24 protein-coding genes are annotated in these 17994 nt (G+C 60.9%); 15 read left to right on the top strand and 9 right to left on the bottom strand.

The features are described 5' to 3' along the window. Positions 1–147: 147 nt before the first annotated feature. From GSQ92_RS06820 to GSQ92_RS06810, 3 genes are all read right to left on the bottom strand, one after another. A complete protein-coding gene (locus GSQ92_RS06820; protein ID WP_158805447.1) occupies positions 148–648 on the bottom strand; it encodes an SRPBCC family protein in 501 nt (166 codons plus the stop codon). A 10-nt stretch (positions 649–658) separates the two neighbouring features. After that, complete coding sequence (locus GSQ92_RS30015; protein WP_216850550.1) at positions 659–868, bottom strand: hypothetical protein; 210 nt, start codon at positions 866–868, stop codon at positions 659–661. A 453-nt stretch (positions 869–1321) separates the two neighbouring features. Then, positions 1322–2419, bottom strand: a complete 1098-nt coding sequence (locus tag GSQ92_RS06810) for a glycosyltransferase (RefSeq protein WP_158805446.1) — start codon at positions 2417–2419, stop codon at positions 1322–1324. Between the two features lie 582 nt (positions 2420–3001). On the opposite strand from GSQ92_RS06810, the gene GSQ92_RS31605 reads away from it, so the two are divergent. Then, positions 3002–3541 (top strand): nitronate monooxygenase, encoded by a 540-nt coding sequence (locus GSQ92_RS31605; protein ID WP_371418069.1) that lies wholly within the window; start codon positions 3002–3004, stop codon positions 3539–3541. Between the two features lie 492 nt (positions 3542–4033). Here the strand turns inward: GSQ92_RS31605 and GSQ92_RS31400 are convergent, their stop codons facing one another. Next, a complete protein-coding gene (locus tag GSQ92_RS31400) occupies positions 4034–4159 on the bottom strand; it encodes a hypothetical protein (protein ID WP_256367081.1) in 126 nt (41 codons plus the stop codon). 1152 nt (positions 4160–5311) lie between these two features. Here GSQ92_RS31400 and GSQ92_RS06800 point away from each other — a divergent pair. The 12 genes from GSQ92_RS06800 (at position 5312) to GSQ92_RS06745 (ending at position 13201) form a co-directional block, all read left to right on the top strand. Next, positions 5312–6553 (top strand): site-specific integrase, encoded by a 1242-nt coding sequence (locus tag GSQ92_RS06800; RefSeq protein WP_159013234.1) that lies wholly within the window; start codon positions 5312–5314, stop codon positions 6551–6553. A gap of 78 nt (positions 6554–6631) precedes the next feature. Further along, entirely contained in the window at positions 6632–7468 is an 837-nt protein-coding gene (locus GSQ92_RS06795; RefSeq protein WP_159013233.1) for a hypothetical protein, read from the top strand. Between the two features lie 101 nt (positions 7469–7569). Beyond that, positions 7570–7758: a helix-turn-helix domain-containing protein gene (locus GSQ92_RS06790; protein ID WP_216856761.1), complete on the top strand. Its 189-nt coding sequence runs from the start codon at positions 7570–7572 to the stop codon at positions 7756–7758. Positions 7759–7877: 119 nt separating this feature from the next. Next, complete coding sequence (locus GSQ92_RS06785; protein WP_159013232.1) at positions 7878–8072, top strand: hypothetical protein; 195 nt, start codon at positions 7878–7880, stop codon at positions 8070–8072. Beyond that, positions 8069–8539 carry a hypothetical protein gene (locus GSQ92_RS06780; RefSeq protein ID WP_159013231.1) on the top strand — a complete coding sequence of 157 codons (471 nt, stop codon included), beginning with the start codon at positions 8069–8071 and terminating at the stop codon, positions 8537–8539. The genes GSQ92_RS06785 and GSQ92_RS06780 overlap by 4 nt, the downstream gene beginning before the upstream one ends. Further along, a complete protein-coding gene (locus tag GSQ92_RS06775; protein ID WP_159013230.1) occupies positions 8536–8895 on the top strand; it encodes a hypothetical protein in 360 nt (119 codons plus the stop codon). Before GSQ92_RS06780 ends, GSQ92_RS06775 begins: the two co-directional genes overlap by 4 nt. Continuing rightward, positions 8885–11278 (top strand): hypothetical protein, encoded by a 2394-nt coding sequence (locus GSQ92_RS06770; protein WP_159013229.1) that lies wholly within the window; start codon positions 8885–8887, stop codon positions 11276–11278. Before GSQ92_RS06775 ends, GSQ92_RS06770 begins: the two co-directional genes overlap by 11 nt. A gap of 215 nt (positions 11279–11493) precedes the next feature. Further along, positions 11494–11802: a hypothetical protein gene (locus GSQ92_RS06765; RefSeq protein ID WP_159013228.1), complete on the top strand. Its 309-nt coding sequence runs from the start codon at positions 11494–11496 to the stop codon at positions 11800–11802. Further along, on the top strand, positions 11802–12269 hold the full coding sequence (locus tag GSQ92_RS06760) for a DUF5681 domain-containing protein (protein ID WP_159013227.1): 468 nt from the start codon (positions 11802–11804) through the stop codon (positions 12267–12269). The genes GSQ92_RS06765 and GSQ92_RS06760 overlap by 1 nt, the downstream gene beginning before the upstream one ends. Continuing rightward, a complete protein-coding gene (locus tag GSQ92_RS06755) occupies positions 12253–12504 on the top strand; it encodes a hypothetical protein (protein WP_216856760.1) in 252 nt (83 codons plus the stop codon). Before GSQ92_RS06760 ends, GSQ92_RS06755 begins: the two co-directional genes overlap by 17 nt. A gap of 251 nt (positions 12505–12755) precedes the next feature. Then, entirely contained in the window at positions 12756–12953 is a 198-nt protein-coding gene (locus GSQ92_RS06750) for a hypothetical protein (protein WP_159013225.1), read from the top strand. Then, complete coding sequence (locus tag GSQ92_RS06745; protein WP_159013224.1) at positions 12953–13201, top strand: hypothetical protein; 249 nt, start codon at positions 12953–12955, stop codon at positions 13199–13201. Before GSQ92_RS06750 ends, GSQ92_RS06745 begins: the two co-directional genes overlap by 1 nt. 708 nt (positions 13202–13909) lie before the next feature. Here the strand turns inward: GSQ92_RS06745 and GSQ92_RS06740 are convergent. The 3 genes from GSQ92_RS06740 to GSQ92_RS06730 all read right to left on the bottom strand — a co-directional run bounded on the left by GSQ92_RS06740 (position 13910) and on the right by GSQ92_RS06730 (position 15064). Further along, a complete protein-coding gene (locus GSQ92_RS06740; protein ID WP_159013223.1) occupies positions 13910–14146 on the bottom strand; it encodes a CsbD family protein in 237 nt (78 codons plus the stop codon). Positions 14147–14227: 81 nt separating this feature from the next. Then, positions 14228–14740: a phage holin family protein gene (locus GSQ92_RS06735; protein WP_159013222.1), complete on the bottom strand. Its 513-nt coding sequence runs from the start codon at positions 14738–14740 to the stop codon at positions 14228–14230. Positions 14741–14752: 12 nt separating this feature from the next. Continuing rightward, complete coding sequence (locus GSQ92_RS06730) at positions 14753–15064, bottom strand: hypothetical protein (RefSeq protein ID WP_159013221.1); 312 nt, start codon at positions 15062–15064, stop codon at positions 14753–14755. Positions 15065–15720: 656 nt separating this feature from the next. Here GSQ92_RS06730 and GSQ92_RS06725 point away from each other — a divergent pair. Further along, positions 15721–16140, top strand: a complete 420-nt coding sequence (locus GSQ92_RS06725) for a hypothetical protein (RefSeq protein WP_159013220.1) — start codon at positions 15721–15723, stop codon at positions 16138–16140. A gap of 55 nt (positions 16141–16195) precedes the next feature. Here the strand turns inward: GSQ92_RS06725 and GSQ92_RS06720 are convergent, their stop codons facing one another. Next, entirely contained in the window at positions 16196–16555 is a 360-nt protein-coding gene (locus GSQ92_RS06720; RefSeq protein WP_159013219.1) for a hypothetical protein, read from the bottom strand. A gap of 516 nt (positions 16556–17071) precedes the next feature. On the opposite strand from GSQ92_RS06720, the gene GSQ92_RS06715 reads away from it, so the two are divergent. Then, the gene (locus GSQ92_RS06715; protein WP_159013218.1) at positions 17072–17308 is read left to right on the top strand and encodes a 4-fold beta flower protein; all 237 of its coding nucleotides are present in this window, start codon (positions 17072–17074) and stop codon (positions 17306–17308) included. Between the two features lie 135 nt (positions 17309–17443). On the opposite strand, the gene GSQ92_RS31395 is transcribed toward GSQ92_RS06715, so the two are convergent. After that, the gene (locus tag GSQ92_RS31395) at positions 17444–17566 is read right to left on the bottom strand and encodes a hypothetical protein (RefSeq protein ID WP_256367080.1); all 123 of its coding nucleotides are present in this window, start codon (positions 17564–17566) and stop codon (positions 17444–17446) included. Positions 17567–17994: the final 428 nt, after the last annotated feature.

The following is a 17994-nucleotide window of genomic DNA, read 5'->3' as shown; positions in this document are numbered from 1 at the left end:
TCCTGCGCTGCCAGGAACTCAGCGAATCATAGCCACGCGAAGGTGTCTAGTTATTTCTCGGCCAGGACACTAGCGACAGTTTGGCACCACTCGGCATGGAACTCTTCGCAATCAACCTTCAATTCTCGCAGTCCGACGGCGGGCACGCTAGCGTGTCAGGCGTTTCATGCTCGCGCCCAGGGTGACGAGAAGCGCGTCCAGCTGCTCGAACGTCTCGCTAAACCCACCCTGCATTCCGGAGGCGATGGCACCGTCGAGAGCTTCCTTCGAGGGATATAAGTCGTGCATGGCGACCAAAGTCTCGCCATCCCGTTCTTCGAAGGTCACCGTGGTGACGGCCCCACCTTCACCAGCTTCGTCATTCGTCCAGACGAGGCGGGAGTGCGGCGTCACCTCGATGTACCTACCGAAGAACTCCATGGGCTGCTCCGAGGCAGGGTGGCCGAACACGAAGCGGTAGCTACCCCCCGCACGAACGTCGGCCTCACAGAAAACGAATGACACCCCAAACGATGTCGGTGCCCACCATCGCTTGAGCAACTCGGGCTTGGTCCAGGCCTCGAACACGATGGGCGCCAGGCCATCGAAGGTTCGCGTAAGAACTAGCTCACGCTCGGACTTCCGTTCCACCGTCGTGCGGTTCTTCATGGGGGTACGCTCACGCCCTTTTCCTGCGTCCAATGACCTTCTCCTCCCGTTTCAGTTCTGCGACAACCTTATCGAGCTCGTCGAAGCGCGCGTCCCGGAGCTGGCGGAAACTCTCGATCCATGCCGCTTCTTCCTCCAGTCGGCGGAGGCCGAGTTTGCAGGTCTGCACGCGCCCAACCTTTTCTGTGGTGACGAGCCCCCTGCTCCAAGACGGCGACATGCTTCTTCATGCCCGTGAGGGTCATGTGAAACTTCTCGCCAAGGTCCGTGATCGAAGCATCTGCCCGCCCGAGTTGCTCCAGAGCTCCGCGTCGGGTGGCGTCCGAAAGCGCGGCGAACGAGGCTTTGAAGCCTTCCCGCCGCGCCGCTGGCCTGGTGCCCGTCACCTGTTCGGCGGAGATGACCGCCGTCTTTCCCTAAGCAAGCGGCACCAATATTGCCGCATACCTGGTTCGTCCCCTAATTTCCAGCCAGATCGGTCGTCGAGTGCGGCCACAGTCTCTGAAAAACCGATGACGAACCCGCAGCTAACCATGCTGCAGTTAAGTCATTGCTCCAGCGTCGCTTAGGGCCGCTAGAAGCGGCCGCCGCGAGGAGCTTGGCCTTGCCGGCAGTTCACGTGACGTCGTCATGGAGGTCGTGAGTCCAAAGAGGATTTCGGCTGCGTCGAGTATTAGCCCTGTAAGAATCCATATGATGCAAACATCTCATTGTAATATCGATATCCCTCCACGTTTTTTGTCAGAAAATGAGCTATTGTATCATCACCGAACTGCTGAGATTGCAGACGTCGGCTTATTTCAAGAGGCTTTGGCCCATGATAGTGGATGATCTCCGCAGACTCATTTGCTCCCCAATATGGTTTCCAGTTTTGCTGTAATTTGAGTCGATTCCATTTCATCCAAAAAATTGCATTCATCTCGCCCTGTTCATGTACTGCGAAAAGTCCGCTCCTGAGGCGAAGTGATATTATTCTGATCATCCTGTCATAGATTGAGCGAAGAGCTGGAACGTTCATCACTAGGACACCATTGTTGAACCAACCCCAGTTGCTCTGATCCGTCTCTGGAGCGGCGGCTACGAATTGAATTCCGTCCGCGCTGATGTCAGGATCCCGGGCGAATATGCAATCATAGTCTGCATAGAGCACGAACTCGTCATCTTTCTCGATAACTGGAATCATCAGACGTAAATACGAGCCGTGCGCCATGGCGCTTGAATAGTCTGTCCGGCCTGCAAGAGTTTCATCGAGATCCTCCGTCAACGGAAATGACGCGGGAATCATCGTCACTCCGTGACGTTTTAGAAAATCCTCAACCTCAGTTGTCATTCCGGAGTAGATGCATATGGGCCGGAGCGACGTGCGGCCTAGGGCAGACATCACGGATGTTTTGATTAGATAGGATTGCCGTTCACACCCCTCTCGGCCGACGCAGAAATACCATTTTGAAACTCTTGCCTTCGGGGAGGGAAGATTGGCGAGGGTTGCGTGCTCCTGCTTTGCATCCGGATCGCGAACACTCCAGTGTGACTTAAAGGCATACGAAAGGTTCGCCGGCACAGGCGTGCCGTCGATTGTGGCATCCGCAATACGCCAAAAGCATTCCTCCGAACCGAACAGTCGAGCATGAAGCTTCGCGCCCGGCACGACAGCCAGTTTCTCGTCCTCCGAAAGTTCTCTGGAATGATCAGGGGAGGCCTTCAAAAAAGTATGGAACAGCGAGATCCATTCGTTTCTCGACCCGATTTTCGCCTCGAATTTGACTGCCACTCGATCTCTCTTCGGTTGCGCCGAACGCCGATTGTGGACGATTAGCGCCGAACAGAAAAGGAATCCCACCCATGATGGCTAGTTTTTCTCGATCACCCGGCGCCGACGCGTGATCAAAGTCTCAACGATTCGCATGGCGAGTCGCAAAGAGCGGGCGCCCTTGGCCGAAAAGGTGCGGCTCGAGCAGCCCAGGAGGTTCCAGGCGCCAACGCCTCGGCGCTCGGAGTATGGCGTTCCGCAGCAGACGTAGGTTCGAACGCAACCGGACACCATATATCCTTGGCGGACAGCATTGCGGTCGACTCCGCGCGACCCAGAACAGGACATCATGACCGGCCTCACCCATGACCGTTCCAAGCTTGCATCCGCTGCCTCCGGCGCCGAGGGGTCCTGATAGGCGGCCCATGTGTATGCCCAACCCGTTGCAACTGCTAGACGAGATAGTCCGGCGTTGGCTTGGTAGCTGAGATCGGGCCGCCGGTTGCTCCCGCGGGACGTCATGCGACGCGGTGATGGGTATTTCCCTCATCCAGCGTCAGCACCACTCCTCGGATTCAAGGAAGGTGTATCCGTCGCCTCGAGATGTGTCACAGGGGCTATCGATCATCAGACGCCACTCGCGGCGCGTTAGCTGCCGTGTTGACACTGGGAGCCCCAGGCGCATGGTTAGGCACGCGCTTCCTGATGGCAACCGAAGCCAACATCCACGCCGATTGTCTAGCAGCGCTGGTGCGGGCGGCTGCAGCCGACACATTCGTCGCGACAGTTTTTGGTGTCGGGTGGGAAGATGCGCCAGGTCGCGCGCTGCGAAATAGCACTGCGCGCTCGTGGCAGGCGGCAGGGCGGCCTGTTCGCGACCAGCGACCACGCGAGGGCGAGGTCCTGTATCGCTCTCCTACCAGCGGTGCCGTCGTGAGCTACAAGGCCAGCACGCCGCCAGCGGACGCCTTGGGTAACGTTGAGGCAGCCTCCCGGCCGGCCGGGGTGTCGGCCTGGTCGCGCACCGCTAACCAGCCATCGAGATCATCGCGGAAGCACGTAGCGTGCCCAAGCTCCTTGCCGCGTCGGCAAAAGAAAACACCGCCTGGTGAGAACGGGGCTCCGCGCCGGTGCTGGAGTTGAGCGGCTTACTATTCGGGGCCCCTGCCCTCTTTTCGATGCCGCATTCGCTTGAGGCAGTTGTCCATATCGAGGAAGCTGTGGTGAGTGGCTTGGATTTTTCTTTGGCCCAATACCGTATGGCGTTCAGCCCATAAAGATCAGCGGCGAAGAAGAGATTTGTGATCGAACCTATCAGAGTGGCGATCGATTTGATGCTCTCTGCACCAAGGCTTTAGGCTCTCCCCCGAATGTCACGAGCGAGGGACACCGCCGCGGCTCAGCAAGGTTTGGTCGGATCGGCCTCAGCTTCGAGCTCGATGAGCATCATCCTAGCATTTGCCTACAGTCCGTCTGGGGTGTGGACCTTCAGTTCTGCCACCTCTTCGCGGATCTCCCAACTGCGTTCCAGCAGTGCCCGCTCCAACTTCCGGACCCCCCCATGCGCAGAGGGCTAGGTCGGGGTCTTCTGTCTCGTCGTCCCAGACTATGAATTGCGCCTCCCGCTCCTCGAACTCACGACAGAGCGCCAATAGATTGCCGTCCTGTTCCTCTACCTTCGCCCTGTCGCCGCGGCCCCGCGACGAGCAGCGAAGCTGAGCCGGCGATCAGGCCGCGCCAGGCGACGTGACGCTCGCTCATGCTGAAACTCCCCTGATAACGTCTTTAACAGTTCTAACCCAGCTCCCCATGTGGGGAAGACCTTGACGCCGATCTTTCCAGCTCGCGCTGCCCCTTTAACAATATGCCGAGGACGACGAGAGCCGTCATCTGGAGGCCGTCGATTGTCTTCGGTTGAAGGCCAGCAATCGCGTCGGCGGTTCCCAATAGCGGTCCCGCGCCGCACTTTTATAAGCTCGTTCGTGATGAAATGCCTGCACAGATTGCCGGTCTCGGCGGAGCAGTTTGCAGTCCCGCCTGAAGCCGTCTGAAATGAGACACGCTTTGGCGGCGAAGCTGCTGGAGGAGTTGCTTGACGCGACCGACCCCGACGAGGTCAAAGCAGAGTTCGCTGACCTTTTGGAGGTTATCCGCGCGCTCGCTGATTTACGGGGGCAGCATGGAGCGAGGTGGAAACCACGGCTAGCGACAAACGGAGAAGTCGTGGCGGATTTTGCTCGGGCGCTGTGTCGGTCGGGACAGCATGGCTCGTGGCAGATCGTGCGGTCACAAGGCACCTGATGAAACTACGCTGCGCAGCCTACGGAAGCTCAGAGTAGAAGAAAACGCGTCAGGGTCTCCTACAATGCTCTTCTAGCATCGATCCCAGAACGTGGGGAAATCGAACTGGTCGGACGCCGAATGAAGTTATATTTGACACGTGAGGGCATCGTCGTCCGCGGACGGCGGCCTCGGTACCAGCCGACCCAACTCAGCCCGCCACTTGGGAGCGACGGCTAGCCGACCCGCCGTGCTCATACGGACCACCGACAGCCGGGTGCCAACATTCATCGCGCCTATCATCAGCGTCTGGCCGTCCCTTGGCGTTTGCCCCCGTTCGGCTGTCACCGACCTCCGCGTGGGACAAACGAGGGAATTTCCCGGGTGTCACTCGATGATTATGTTTGGCCAAAATGACTTAGGTTGCGCGATTGGCGGAGGGGATGTCCGCCGAACTAGAGTCCGCTCTCGTTCAGTGTTGTCCAGCCTGCCTTCCCATAACCCTCTGATAAGCATACGCTCCGACTGCTTAGCGTTCCACATCGTCCAATTGCATTCATCCACGATCGCGTGTATTTCTAGGGGACGAATTAGGGGATCGTCGGTTCGACTCCCGACAACTGGGAAATTGCTGTGGCTCGGGGCGCGACGGGACTGACAGCGGCCAAGGTTCGGACGGCGAAGCCAGGACGCTACGGCGATGGCAACGGCCTCTATCTGCTTGTCCGCGCACCAGAGGCTCGCTTCTGGCTGTTCCGATACACCCGGGCCGGACGCATGCGAGAGATGGGCCTGGGTCGAGCCGGCGCGGACTCTGCTGCCGTTCCGTTGGCTGATGCTCGCCAGCGAGCTGCTGACCTGCATCGTCTGGTCAAGCTGGGCATCGATCCTCTGGACAAACGGGAAGCCGACGCGGCAGCGGCAAAGGTCGCGGAGTTGGCGGAGGCAGCCCGAGCGAAGACTTTCCGGACGGTCGCCGAGATGTATGTGACGGCCAACGAGGCCGGATGGAGAAATGACAAGCACCGCCTCCAATGGCGGAGCACGCTCGAAACCTACGCTTATCCGATTATGGGCAACCTCATGGTGGCCGCGATCGAGACCTCTCAAGTGATGACCGTCCTCGAGCCTATCTGGCAGACCAAACCCGAGACCGCTTCGAGGCTCAGGGGGCGACTCGAGGCGGTGTTGGATTACGCCTCCGCGCGCGGCTGGCGGACCGGTGAAAATCCCGCGCGCTGGCGGGGGCACGTTGCCAACATGCTCCCTCCTCGCAGCAAGGTGCGCCGGGTGGAGCACCATGCCGCGCTCCCGTGGCAGGAGATCGGCGACTTCATGGCTGAGCTCGAGACCATAGAAGGTACAGCGGCCCTCGCCCTACGTTTCACGATCCTGACCGCCGCCCGGACCGGAGAGGTCATTGGCGCGAAGTGGGAAGAGATCGATCTGCGCAGCGGCACATGGACAGTGCCCGCACAGCGCATGAAAGCCGCCACGGAGCATCGGGTGCCCCTTCCAGAATCATCGCTCTCCATCCTCAAAGCGGTAGCTCAGTCAGAAGCAGCGGGAACCGGGTTTATCTTCCGCGGGAGACGCGACAAAGCCCCCCTCTCGAATATGGCGATGGCCATGCTGCTGCGGCGCATGCAGCGCGAGGATCTCACTGTGCACGGATTCCGGTCCACCTTCCGCGACTGGTGTGGCGAGGCGACCAACTACCCTCGCGACGTTGCCGAAGCTGCCCTGGCTCATACACTGAGGGACAAGGTAGAGGCCGCCTACCGGCGCGGGGACCTCTTCGAGAAACGCCGGATGCTCATGAACGATTGGACGCGGTTCTGTGGCACAACGTCCGCGCCGATGATCGCATCATGATTCTTCTCGACCAAAACATCCTGCCGTTCTTTCGGCTGGAGAGAACTTATCCGCACCAGGCCTGCAGGATCATCCGCCATGGGATTTGATAGAGAGGACTTCGGCAGTCTCTCGCGTGACCAGATAGCCGAAATAACGCGCGCCCAGTCGGCGTGTTGGGACGAGCTTGGAGCGAAACCGTCCATGGATTGGTGGCCGGCCATTTGGCTCGAGAAGGTCGAGCACGTTTACCCCCAAGCCAATGCGGCTCCGACCGGGCGCACCATGTCAGCCTGCGAAGTGCTGTGTTGGATCGCGTATCGACGCGCGGTCCCGAAGGGACTCTACTTCGCGCCGCTGACACTGCTCAACCGCCTCGGAACGTTCCCTCATGAGCGGCTGTTCCATGCCTCAATTCCGCCAAGCGATTTCGGTGTCCAAAGTATGGACGAGGCCGAGCGTCTACTGATGGAAGGTTGGCGTGCGGATTGTGTGCGGCCCATGGACAACGAGACGAACCTCGCGGTTCCTGGAAGAGTTGGCTCATATGCTGTCGCGATCAGCGCCCGCGGCTTTCTCGAGACAGACAACGGCGCGACCGCCGCTGATCAGGAACGAGCCGACAAGCTGCCACGCTATGGCGTCCATTTTCTTACCTCTGAGGTTCTTCTAAGGTGGCCGCCATGCGCCATCGGTGACCGTGCTCGAAGTAGGGGTGGGCGCCCCAAGAAATACGATTGGGAGAGGAAATGGCCAGCTATTCTCAATTATCTTGAGGATAACGGATCACCGCATGAGCACGGAGATGCGGCCAAGCTAGTAGAATTCATCTTGCAGCAGTTTCCACCAGACGCCGCGCCAAGTGAGACCCAGACTAAGGAAAAAGCGAAAGAGTTCGTCAGGCGATTCGAAGAGCGTCGAAAGGTCGGTAACTAGTTTCCGACCTGGTTTCCGTCCCGACCGTCTGACAGAGCGGTCGCCGTAGACGATTCTCCAATTGTCCGAGGCCATTCCGCCGGACAGTGGAGAATCAAATCATGACCCCCATGGCCTACAGGGTGCCTGACGCAACTGTCGCAAGCGGCATCGCGCGCACTCGTCTCTATGAGCTGATGAAGGAAGGCAAGCTGGTCGCCGTTAAAGACGGGCGCCGGACCCTGATCTTGGCTGACAGCCTCAAAGCATATCTCGAGAGTCTTCGTCAGATCCAGGCACGCGCAGCTTAAACGCAAACCGCCGATCCCTTGAAGGACCGGCGGCGTAGGTAAGCTGTGGTGCTTGGCGGCACCGAGAGTATACGGCACCTCGCTGCGGATTTCTAGAGGGACCGGCATTGGAGATTTCAATGTCGCCCAAAAATTCCTCTACCACCCATCACTACAGCTTCGAGGCCGGTCCGCGCTTCAATCGCGGCTGGGACCATCTTGCCATTGCGAATCAGCTTGATCGCGAGGCGGATGTCGAACTCGCCCACGGGCATCACCTACGCGCGGAATATCTTGCTCGACATGCCCATTCCCTCAGGGAGCGTGAGCAATGAGACCGGAGGACCGCTCCCGCTTCGACCGAGGTATCGACATCCTCCAGCGCGCCGGGGACTACTACCATGTTCCGCTGCTCGAGGCGACGAAGGCGGGCTTGATTGATCTTGTGTTCACGGCAGACCGCACCGCCCGGCTACCTCTGGACCGCATGCGCAGAAGCCTCCGCCCCGTACTGTTTCTGCTCGGGGACGATGACGAACGCTCATCGGGGCCTGACGGTTGGCGGTGCGCACAGCAGCTTACGCGATGGGCCCGCGGCGCAATCGTCCACGGCAGCGGCGGCAAGGCAGAACACTACAAGCTCGCGATTTCTGGAGCCCTCACGGTGGGTAGGTTCCTCGTGGTCGACACGGCTAGTCGGCACGTCGACGCCTGGATTGCTTTGCTCCCGCGAGTCCAGGCCTTGGCGATCGTGCCGCGACAGGGCTCCCATCCGACAGATGAGAGGGAGACCGTCCATTGACCCCCTCCGAACGTCGACGCCTGGTGGGTGTCCTAGGTCTTCTGTCCAGCGAACACGACGGCGAGCGAGCTGCAGCGGGTCTTCTCGCGACGCGACTGCTGAAATCGGCGAACGTCACCTGGGAGCAGCTGCTTTCGAATAACGCGCCGGCTCGGCTTGCTTCCGCTCAGCCGCGTCCTGGATTGGGGTGGCGTGCCGAGGTGGCGTTCTGCCAACGCCATCCCACGCTGCTTACCCCGTGGGAACAGAGATTCATCAACAGCCTCGTAGCGTGCGTCTCTCTGTCTCAAAAGCAGCAGGCCGTGCTCTCGAAAATCGCGCGTGTCGTGCGGGAGAAGTCGGTCAATGAGCGATAGTTTACTCACGCTCGGCGGCCTTGCGACCCGCCCGCTATGGGTTGCCTGGCAGCAAGAAGACCGACCCGATGGCAAGCCTACAAAGATGCCGTATGCGCCGGACGGGCGGAAAGCTAGGGCCGACGATCCCGCGACCTGGGGAAATCGCGCGGCTGCGGAGCAGCGCGCAGCGGTACTGCCGAAGCCGTATGGGATGGGCGGCGTGGGGCTGGAGTTGGCCACGTTGAAAGACGGCCGCAGCCTCGGTGGAATCGATTTGGATTCCTGCCGCGACGCCTCTACCGCCGACGTCCAATCCTGGGCCTCGGATGTCGCAGGCAGCTTCGACAGCTATGCCGAGGTCTCCCCCTCCGGCACCGGAGCCAAGCTATTCTTTACCTACGATACCGATGCGCTTCCCAGTCTGCAGGCGGCCATGGGCGGGTCAAAGTTCGGGCGGCAGTTCAAGCGCGGCGGCGGCGACCATCCACCCGCTATCGAGCTGCACCTGGGCAACCGCTACTTCGCTGTGACCGACGACTTGCTGCCCGGTAGCCGGGCTAACCTCAGGCACATAGAAGCCGATAGGATTCTCCAACTCCTTCAGTACGACGGGCCGGCATTTTCCCAAGCCAACCGAGAACAGCAGCAAGGCACCGGACGTCGGAAGCGCGGTCCCATCAGCGGTGCCGATCAATCCCGGAGCACCACCGCATTTCGGTTGGGCAAACGCCTCGTGCTGGACGGCGCGACGTTTGAAGAGATGTGCGAGGGCCTTCGCAAGGATCCCGACACGGCAGACTGGATGCGAGAAAAGGGAGACGCCGCGGGCCAGCGTGAAGCGCGGCGCATCTTCGAGAAGGCCAAGGAAGCTGGCCCGATCATTCGTGTAGTGGCGGGCGAGCTCCACAACACCGCGACTGCAGGCGAGGCCGCAATTATCTCCTCGGATCTGGCGATCTTCCAGCGAGGCACCACTCTGGTGCGGCCGGTTGTGCAAGAGGTGCCCGCCGCGAGAGGACGCACGACCGTTTCAGCCGCTCTCCACACGATGGACAGCATCGGCATGCAAGACGTCCTGAGCGGTATCGCAAGTTGGGTGAGATTCGACGGGAGATCAGAGGACTGGGTGCGGATCGACCCGCCCCGCAACGTGGCCGACATTATCTTGTCGAGGTCCGGCCTGTGGACGCTGCCCAAGATCGTCGGCGTCATCACCACGCCAACCATTCGGCCGGATGGATCGATACTATCAGCACCTGGCTACGACTCTTCGACTCGGCTTTACCACGCCGCCGATCCTGCACTGACGCTCTCGAAGGCGGCGTTCGACCCCAGCCGCGACATCGCGCTAAAGGCGCTTGGGTTGCTCAATCAATTGCTGGACGAGTTTCCATTCGTCTCGGATGTCAGTCGGTCTGTCGCGCTCTCGGGGCTCATCACGCCTGTCGTGCGCGGCGCCCTGGCGGTCGCGCCGCTCCATGCTTTCCGCGCCAATACGGCTGGGACAGGCAAATCATACCTGGTGGACACCGCCAGCTCGATCAGCAGCGGCCGGCCATGCCCGGTCGCCGCTGCGGGCGCCGACGAGACCGAGACGGAAAAGCGGCTAGCAGGCCTTCTTCTAGCCGGATTTCCGATCGCCAGCCTCGACAATGTCAATGGCGAGCTCGGCGGCGATCTTCTGTGTCAAGCAATCGAGCGACCCTTCATTCGCCTGCGCCCGCTCGGCCGCTCCGACATCATGGAGGTGGAGAGCCGCGCGACACTCTTCGCCACTGGCAATGCGCTGCGGGTCCGGGGCGACATGGTGCGCCGGACGGTCGTCTGCGATCTCGATGCGGGTTTAGAGCGACCGGAACTCCGGCCATTCCAGGGTGACCCCGTCGCCACCGTCATGGCAAATCGAGGACGCTATGTTTCCGCCTGCCTTGCCATCGTGCGCGCCTATATCATCGCCGGACGCCCCGACTCACTGCCAGCCATCGCGAGCTTCTCGGACTGGTCCGACACGGTGCGCTCAGCGCTGGTCTGGCTCGGCTGCGCCGATCCCGCGGATAGCATGGAACAAGCCCGCGAAGACGACCCCGAGCTCGGTGAACTCCGCGAGGTCATAGTCTCCTGGCGGGAAAGCCTCAGACTCAACGAAGGCTTCACGGTTAAAGAGCTAGCGGATGCCGCAGAGGAGCGGATGAAGACGCAGCTCGGCGAGCCTACCGATTACGCCCATCCCGCATGGCGCGATTGCATCGTGCGCCTGGCAGGAGAGCGAGGAACTATCAATACGAAAAGGCTCGGTAAATGGCTCATGAATCGCGAAGGCCGTATAGTCGACCGCTACAGAATAAAACGCGCTGGCCAAGTCATGGGCGGCCTTTGGCGATGGGCGGTGGTTCCAATGTGAGTGGTTATAGTGGCTGTAGTGGGTTTGCTCTATACGACGCGCGGAAACTGTCATGTTACGATACCGTTATATGACAGTTACGTGCGAGGGGCTGAAACCAACCCACTACAGCCACCACACCCACTGTATGATCATTGTCTGCCGGGAATGCTTTGCGAATTGCCCGCCCGTGATGACGAATCTCAATTGCCCAGCCGCTGTTAGGAGCTCCGCATATGACCGACCCAACCCCTGAGCCCATTCCGCCCATCATAGATGACCAAGGCCGGCGGTTCCTGGCCGAGCATCCTTTACCGGAACTTCACTGCGTGCCGCTGATGGCGTGCGAGCTGCTGGAATTGAGCCGCCGCTGGTCGCTCGCCGCCGCCGAGAACGCCGCAACTCCCCAGGTTGCAATAAACCGGGGCGGCTCGTGGCGCTTCGCCGAGGAGCGGTCGCACATCTACCTGCGTTTGGCGCGGGAGCTTGACCCCACGCTGGACACCCGGAACGAGCCCACGCCTGGCCCGATGGGGTCCGCGTGATGGCTACCGACGATTTGCCGCGGCAACGAAAACCGAAGCCACGCGGACCGGGCAAGCGCTTCCAGCCTGGCAAGTCCGGCAATCCGGCTGGACCGAAACCAGGCACCCGCCACGCCGCGCTCGCTGCGTTGGATGTCATCGGCCAGGACGGCGCGGAAGCGGTGCTCAAGGCCGTCGTAGCGCAGGCGCTGGAGGGCGACACCCGAGCGGCTGACATTCTGCTCCGCCGCGTCTGGCCCGAGCGCAAAGGCAGGCCGGTCACCTTCAACCTGCCGATCATGAAAACGCCCGCCGATCTGACGGATGCGATGAGCGCGGTCAGCGTCGCGATGGCTGCGGGCGAACTGTCGCCGGAAGAAGCTGCATCGGCTGCCAGCGTCATCGAGGTGCATCGCCGGGCGCTTGATACGCACGATCTGGCGGCACGGATCGCGGCGTTGGAGGCCGGCAATGCCCAGAGGGCCTGAACTGATGTCGCCTGAGGAGATGTTCGTGCGGATATTCAACGGATTGAGCCGACGCCTGGAAATGCTGGAAGCGAGGTCGGTTGGAGCACCGCCGCCGGCTGCTGTGTTGGTCGCGCCTCATGGCGCGGCTGAGACGGCTGCCTTCGAGATCGCGCTGGCCGAGCGGAAGCGCCTCAACCCGCGTCAGCAGATCATCATAGTCGATACCGGCATCAGCCGCGGAGCAACACCATGAGCAACCTCATCCGCCGGCTAGAGCGACTGGAGTCATCTGCCCACCCCCAACTGAACCTCGCGGCTGTGCTGGAGCGCGGCAGGCCGCGTCTCCGCGGAATGACCGAGCCCAACGCCAGGACGACGCTGCAAGCCGCCTGGAGGCCCTCCAGCACTGTCACGCCGCCACACCCCTACGCGGGCTTTCCCTGGCCATCCTGCGCGGCCTCGAGCGAGCCAGCCGCATCAACACAACCCAAGGAATTTGAGCCAATGTCTGCATCACTGACACGCCGCCTGGAGGCGCTGGAAGCCAAGGTTCCCGGCGCTGTTCTGCCGCAGGTCTTTGTCTGGAGGCCGCTCGGTATGTCGCCCTCCGAGGAATCAGCCTGGGAAGCGGACCTTGCCGCGCGCAAGGCAGCGAGCCCGCGACAGAACTTCATGATCTTCTCTTGGGGAGACCCGCAGTGATGTCGAACTCATTGGATCGCCGCCTGGCCGCGCTGGAGGCGAAGGCGCTCCCCGACCAGGGCCTGCGGGTGGCCGTAATGCAGGAGGACCTTCAATGGTCGCCAGAGCAGCGTCGGGCAGCCAAGGCGAGATTCTGCGCCGGACTGCCGGAACACCGCGGGATGACCGTCGTTGTTCGGAGGTTCTTCGATGACCGGGCGGCTGATCCGCGAGACGCTAGCCGATACGAAGCGGTGAGCACGGGTTGAGGACCGCCTCTACGATGCAATATGACGGCCCGAGGCGAATCGGACCGTCATTGCTGCTTCTTCCGTCATGCCGGCACTGGGACGGAGATAGTCAGGCCATTGGCCCTCATCCATGGTGCCGTGCCCGTTGTAGGTCGTGGCCAGTCCGCAAGGCACTCGAGTGACGGCATAAGATCCATCAGTGAATTGAATAGCCGACTAGAGTCGTGCTTCCGGGACTAGAGACCGCCCAGCCGCCAATCCGTAAGCTCATGGTAACCGCGCGGCCTATCGCTCGCGCGCACGAGCAGGCCCACGCGTATTGGTGTCGAAACTCCCCCCGGTGAGCTTTCTGGGCACATCGCGCGAGCAGGGAACTCCCTCAGAGCGCGTGTGGACGTATCGAAATTGTGGTAATTAAGCTTGAGGCAAGGAGCGATCCCAAGTGTCGTTCAACGCTACTTCGTTCCGGCGCCCCCGCCGGCAGCACCACCCGCCCCTCCAGCGCCGCCAGCTGATGCGCCTGCAGCCGAACTGGCGCCGGCTCCAGTCGCACCGCCGGCGCCAGTGCCCTGAGTGGCTCCGCCGTTAGTTGGACTGCCACTCGAGGAGCCAAACATCCCGCACCCGCCTAGAGCGAGGGGGATCGCAATGGCCGCCATGCGGAAACAGCGAAGTGTTGTGGACGTCATGCACGTTCTCCTGGGATGGTTCAGAGTCCGGTTTTGCCTAAAGCAGGCGTAGACGTCCCGCCAAATACGCGACACCAAAGATGACCAGCGCTGCTGTCAGAGGCTGCTCGCGGATCAACTCTGCAGCATCCCCCAGTATGCCTTCCGCCTGGCCACGCACCTGATTGGCCTTGCCCCGAATCTGAGTGCTGGTGTCGCCGGTCAGACCGCCAGCAGCGTCCTGCACTTTGCCCTTGATGTCATCGACTGTTCCACTGAACTTGTTCTCGCTCATATGCATCTCCTGGTGAATTCCCCCAGATGGGGCGAATTGCTCTTGACCACGTCCGGCGGTGCGGCGTCGGGCCTATGCGGTTCACCTGCGTCTCCGCCCCCTTTTTTCAATCAGGTACTGCGGCCGAGGTTTCAGGAAGTCTTGGCCCAGCAGTAGGCCTGCCACTCCGGCAGCCAGCAGGGCCGTTCCCTTATTTCGACGAAAAGCCGAGCGGCCGGTCTCAAGCATGGCCTGTGGGGGTGGTAGCGCCGATAGACCGGCAGTTGCCACGGACCTGGGCGTATCGCGTTGTGCCCGCGTCTTCTTGCCGGCCTTTGACTGCAGGATGCCGATCAGCAGCACGATGATTGCGAGCAGAAGCATTGCGGCAGCTGTGATAATGGCAGCCCAGAGTGGTCCAAGTCGTTCCTGCACAAAGATCCAGAGCGCCGCCATCAGGCAGCCGATTGCCGGCAAGACGATCAGACCGGCAATCAGCGCGCAGACGATCAAGATCGCGGTGCGCCGCACCGACGCTAGCGCGTCCTTCACCATCGTCATTGGATTGAACGCTAGAGTGGCGCCCAACTTCACCAAGCTGCCCATCGATGGCATTCAATGCCGTCCTCAGCGGGTGAAGAGTTTGGAGATGGCAAAGCCGCCGATGAAGGCAATCAGCAGACTGGAGACGGGCCAGTCCTGAACATGCTGACCGACAGCCTCTGCGGAACGCTGAGTTTGTTTTGACACCCCGCCATAGATGTCGGATGCGCTCCCGCTAATCTTCTCAGCTGCATTCTGTCCGATCCGACTTCCCTCTCGTATGGCCAGATCCTTCATCTCTTTGATGAGAGCCGCGACGTCACTTTTCAAAACTGCAAGATCATCTGCGACATCTTTGGAAGTCGATGATCCCCCGCCCGCCTGAACGTCGCTCATGTCTTACTTCCTGAGGATAAAATAGACTCAGGAAAATTGGGCGATGCGGCGCGAACGCAATGACCGTGGTCCAAAGTTCCGAACACAAGGACCATCCTGACATAGACGTGATGCAGGTGGAGTTTAGCTGCCACCTCGCAAACGTGACCACCCTGTCCATTGGACGCGGAGCCCTCAAAGCCCAGATCGCTGCTCCGGGCTGCGGCCCATTTCTGAATGGAACATATTTCGAATGCGTAAATTTCGCGCTCTTGCCGTGGCTTCTATTTTCGTTCTGGCACCCGTGTCGGCCAGCTTCGCCGACTCTGGTTCCGACAAGCCACCTGACACAGCGAAGGCTGCGGTTGCGGGCGCAACGTCTAATGGGACGATCGGGACGACCGTGGGGAACAGCACCTCTCCGACCAGCGGAACTGGTGGTGGCGGAATGAGTACCGGCAATGGCCAGAAGGCAGGCGGGCTGGCGAAGAGGAACAAGGCCACCTCGACGACGCCTGGCGGCTAACATTCCCTAGCAGCTTTGCCAACCACCCGGCACCGGATCGCTAGCAGATCCGACAGTCGGGTGGCATTGCTAGCGGTGCCTTCGATGCCGATGGTCGTTCTTTGATGGCCCGCGAGATGTGTGCCGATACGAAGTGGTTGGTGGAGATTGCGTGACGGCTAATCCCCCGAAGGCTGGACGGGCCGCGGAACGGATCCTGTGGGCTTGGACGGCCTGGGTGACTGGCCTGGGCATCTACCAGTCCGGCACCAGCGTTCAAAGCATGGAGAAACTGATCGCTGACCATCTTCCGATGACGATGCCCTTCAATCCCGAAGCGCTCCAAGTGGCCGTGGTTGCGGGCTACGTCGTAACGGCAGGTTTCCTGGCTTGGATGGTGTTGAAGATTGGCGAGGGAAAAGGATGGGCGAGGACTAGCTTGGCGCTGAACTTCGGCTTTGATGTCTTTTCGACAGCGTTGCCCCCCTACCACGGCATCAGCGGCCTGCTGATGGCGGTGGCAGACCTCGGGCCGCAAGCCGTGGCCGCCTACCTGCTTTACACGCTGCCGGGCCGGCTCAGCTTTCAATAAATCTGCCGATGCACCGTTGGCTGACGGTCATCATCCGCAGGTTCAGTGTCGACGGCTAGGGCGGCTGCGTTTCGATTACGGTATTTGGTGTGGGGCGAAGGTTGGGAGACTGAAGCCTAGGATCATCGGCTGCGTAACAGCGGAACATGAAGGTGTTGTCCGCGTTGTTGAACCAGGCATTGCTCTGAGACTGCACGCTGTCTGCGACCATCTGCCGACCAAGCGAGGCGCAGTAGGCGTTGGCACGCTTCGCGCTGTGCTCGACAAGATTCCCAGAGCTGACGATACCGCCCTGCTGATGGGTGCTGACCATGTAGGTGTCTGGCCCCATCGGAACGACTTCGCTGGAGCTGACGCAGGCGGAAAGGCCCAGGGCTATGGGCACAGCCAGCAGCAGCCCGTTACGAATCTGCATGGATCGCACTCTTCTCCTGGCGCAGAAAAGAGTCAACCGTAAGTTGCAATTCTCCCAGCGAGGTTGAGATCTGTTAGAGGAGAGCCGGCGTCGCGTCTTTGGCTATGAAACACTACCCTACTTTCCTGCACCGGCGCCTCCAGCGGACCTCGCCCGCCGGCGCAATGCCGTCCACGCGCCAATGGCGGAGATGACCTCCGCCCGTTGTTATCTACGCTAGTGCTGCCGAATCGTGCGTAGTCCCCTAGTCCGTCCCCGAATTCCCATCGAGTCCGAGCGAGAAAAGGGGCCCGCATTGCTACGTAGCAATGCCTATCCTGCCATCCGTATCTGTGATTTTAAGTGATCGCCAGTGATCGCGCCGCTGAGGCGATTGCCATTCTCACTGGGGATCGCTCCCGATCGCTCAGGATCACTAAATCTAATTCGGCTGAATCGAGAGCTCCTCTTCCCTCGCGCCCGGCCAAACTCAGATGAAGCTGAAGATCGGAGAGCCTGCGGGGGAGAGCGACCTTCATGAAGCCTGAAAGCCTGACGAAAATGCTCATTCACGACGATGAGGGTGCGGCCATCGCCTACACCCGCGATGGCATCGTCTATGACCTCGTGTCAGGGGCGCGGATCGCCAAGCTTCAGGCAGGCCAGATCTATTCACTCGACGGCCAATTCCTCGGAACGCGCCTGCCTTCAGGAAAGGTTCGCGGAGCAGAGGGAAAGCCGGCGCCTTTTCTGAATCTCTTTCGGAGAGAGTAGGCAGTCAGGCCCTTAACGTCATCGGACGGGCTCCGGGCCACATCCGATGACGGCCGGGGTCGTTCGTCCGGCGGGGATAAAATACTGCGGGCGCGTGGCTCTCAACATTCCGCCCTTTGGTTGAGGACGTCAGCTCTAGAAGGTCGCCAAGGCGTGGGCGACGCCTGCCCCCGCCAGCAACAGAGTGACGGTGCAGGTGATCGACACAGCGAAGCGCCACCAGATGGGCGGCGGCTGCGGGGCGGGGATGTCTGTCATGGGGCGCGGGGGATAGCAGGCGGCTCCGTGAGCGGGGAAGAGGGCTCCGCGCTAACAAAACCGTGAGGCGATGACGGACGCGGCCAATCCGTCAGCGACGCTACCCGTGCTTATTAACTCGCCTGCGGCGCTAGTGCCGCGTTCGTGCAGTGCAACCTGGAGTAGCAGGGCGCAAGGTACCAAACTGGGCCAGCGAGTGCGACCTCGCTGGGGTGGGGGTACCCCGTATTCCGGAGTGGCAGATTGGAATGCGAGGCGGTGGTTGCCGCTCTTCCCTTATTAATCCTTTGGCGCCTGGCATTGCGCATCACTGTCCAGGCGCCAAACCCTTTTTAGGAACGCCCGATCGGTTCCAAATCCGTCAGTCATCCGTATCTGGGACTCCACCTGCCGGTCTGTTCGTGCTTTGTTCTCGCCCGCGATAGGGG

Origin of the sequence: Acidisoma sp. S159 (assembly GCF_009766125.1) — a bacterium.
Lineage (GTDB): Bacteria > Pseudomonadota > Alphaproteobacteria > Acetobacterales > Acetobacteraceae > Acidisoma.
The sequence above is the reverse complement of the archived record's forward strand: the minus strand, read 5'-3'. Positions and strand labels throughout refer to the sequence as shown.

Excerpts from the sequence above, each read along its gene's own strand:
- GSQ92_RS06820 (WP_158805447.1), bottom strand. The coding sequence starts at position 648 with ATGAAGAACCGCACGACGGTGGAACGGAAGTCCGAGCGTGAGCTAGTT.
- GSQ92_RS30015 (WP_216850550.1), bottom strand. The coding sequence starts at position 868 with ATGTCGCCGTCTTGGAGCAGGGGGCTCGTCACCACAGAAAAGGTTGGG.
- GSQ92_RS31605 (WP_371418069.1), top strand. The coding sequence starts at position 3,002 with ATGTGTCACAGGGGCTATCGATCATCAGACGCCACTCGCGGCGCGTTA.
- GSQ92_RS31400 (WP_256367081.1), bottom strand. The coding sequence starts at position 4,159 with ATGAGCGAGCGTCACGTCGCCTGGCGCGGCCTGATCGCCGGCTCAGCT.
- GSQ92_RS06795 (WP_159013233.1), top strand. The coding sequence starts at position 6,632 with ATGGGATTTGATAGAGAGGACTTCGGCAGTCTCTCGCGTGACCAGATA.
- GSQ92_RS06790 (WP_216856761.1), top strand. The coding sequence starts at position 7,570 with ATGACCCCCATGGCCTACAGGGTGCCTGACGCAACTGTCGCAAGCGGC.
- GSQ92_RS06785 (WP_159013232.1), top strand. The coding sequence starts at position 7,878 with ATGTCGCCCAAAAATTCCTCTACCACCCATCACTACAGCTTCGAGGCC.
- GSQ92_RS06780 (WP_159013231.1), top strand. The coding sequence starts at position 8,069 with ATGAGACCGGAGGACCGCTCCCGCTTCGACCGAGGTATCGACATCCTC.
- GSQ92_RS06770 (WP_159013229.1), top strand. The coding sequence starts at position 8,885 with ATGAGCGATAGTTTACTCACGCTCGGCGGCCTTGCGACCCGCCCGCTA.
- GSQ92_RS06765 (WP_159013228.1), top strand. The coding sequence starts at position 11,494 with ATGACCGACCCAACCCCTGAGCCCATTCCGCCCATCATAGATGACCAA.
- GSQ92_RS06760 (WP_159013227.1), top strand. The coding sequence starts at position 11,802 with ATGGCTACCGACGATTTGCCGCGGCAACGAAAACCGAAGCCACGCGGA.
- GSQ92_RS06755 (WP_216856760.1), top strand. The coding sequence starts at position 12,253 with ATGCCCAGAGGGCCTGAACTGATGTCGCCTGAGGAGATGTTCGTGCGG.
- GSQ92_RS06750 (WP_159013225.1), top strand. The coding sequence starts at position 12,756 with ATGTCTGCATCACTGACACGCCGCCTGGAGGCGCTGGAAGCCAAGGTT.
- GSQ92_RS06745 (WP_159013224.1), top strand. The coding sequence starts at position 12,953 with ATGTCGAACTCATTGGATCGCCGCCTGGCCGCGCTGGAGGCGAAGGCG.
- GSQ92_RS06740 (WP_159013223.1), bottom strand. The coding sequence starts at position 14,146 with ATGAGCGAGAACAAGTTCAGTGGAACAGTCGATGACATCAAGGGCAAA.
- GSQ92_RS06735 (WP_159013222.1), bottom strand. The coding sequence starts at position 14,740 with ATGCCATCGATGGGCAGCTTGGTGAAGTTGGGCGCCACTCTAGCGTTC.
- GSQ92_RS06730 (WP_159013221.1), bottom strand. The coding sequence starts at position 15,064 with ATGAGCGACGTTCAGGCGGGCGGGGGATCATCGACTTCCAAAGATGTC.
- GSQ92_RS06720 (WP_159013219.1), bottom strand. The coding sequence starts at position 16,555 with ATGCAGATTCGTAACGGGCTGCTGCTGGCTGTGCCCATAGCCCTGGGC.
- GSQ92_RS06715 (WP_159013218.1), top strand. The coding sequence starts at position 17,072 with ATGAAGCCTGAAAGCCTGACGAAAATGCTCATTCACGACGATGAGGGT.
- GSQ92_RS31395 (WP_256367080.1), bottom strand. The coding sequence starts at position 17,566 with ATGACAGACATCCCCGCCCCGCAGCCGCCGCCCATCTGGTGGCGCTTC.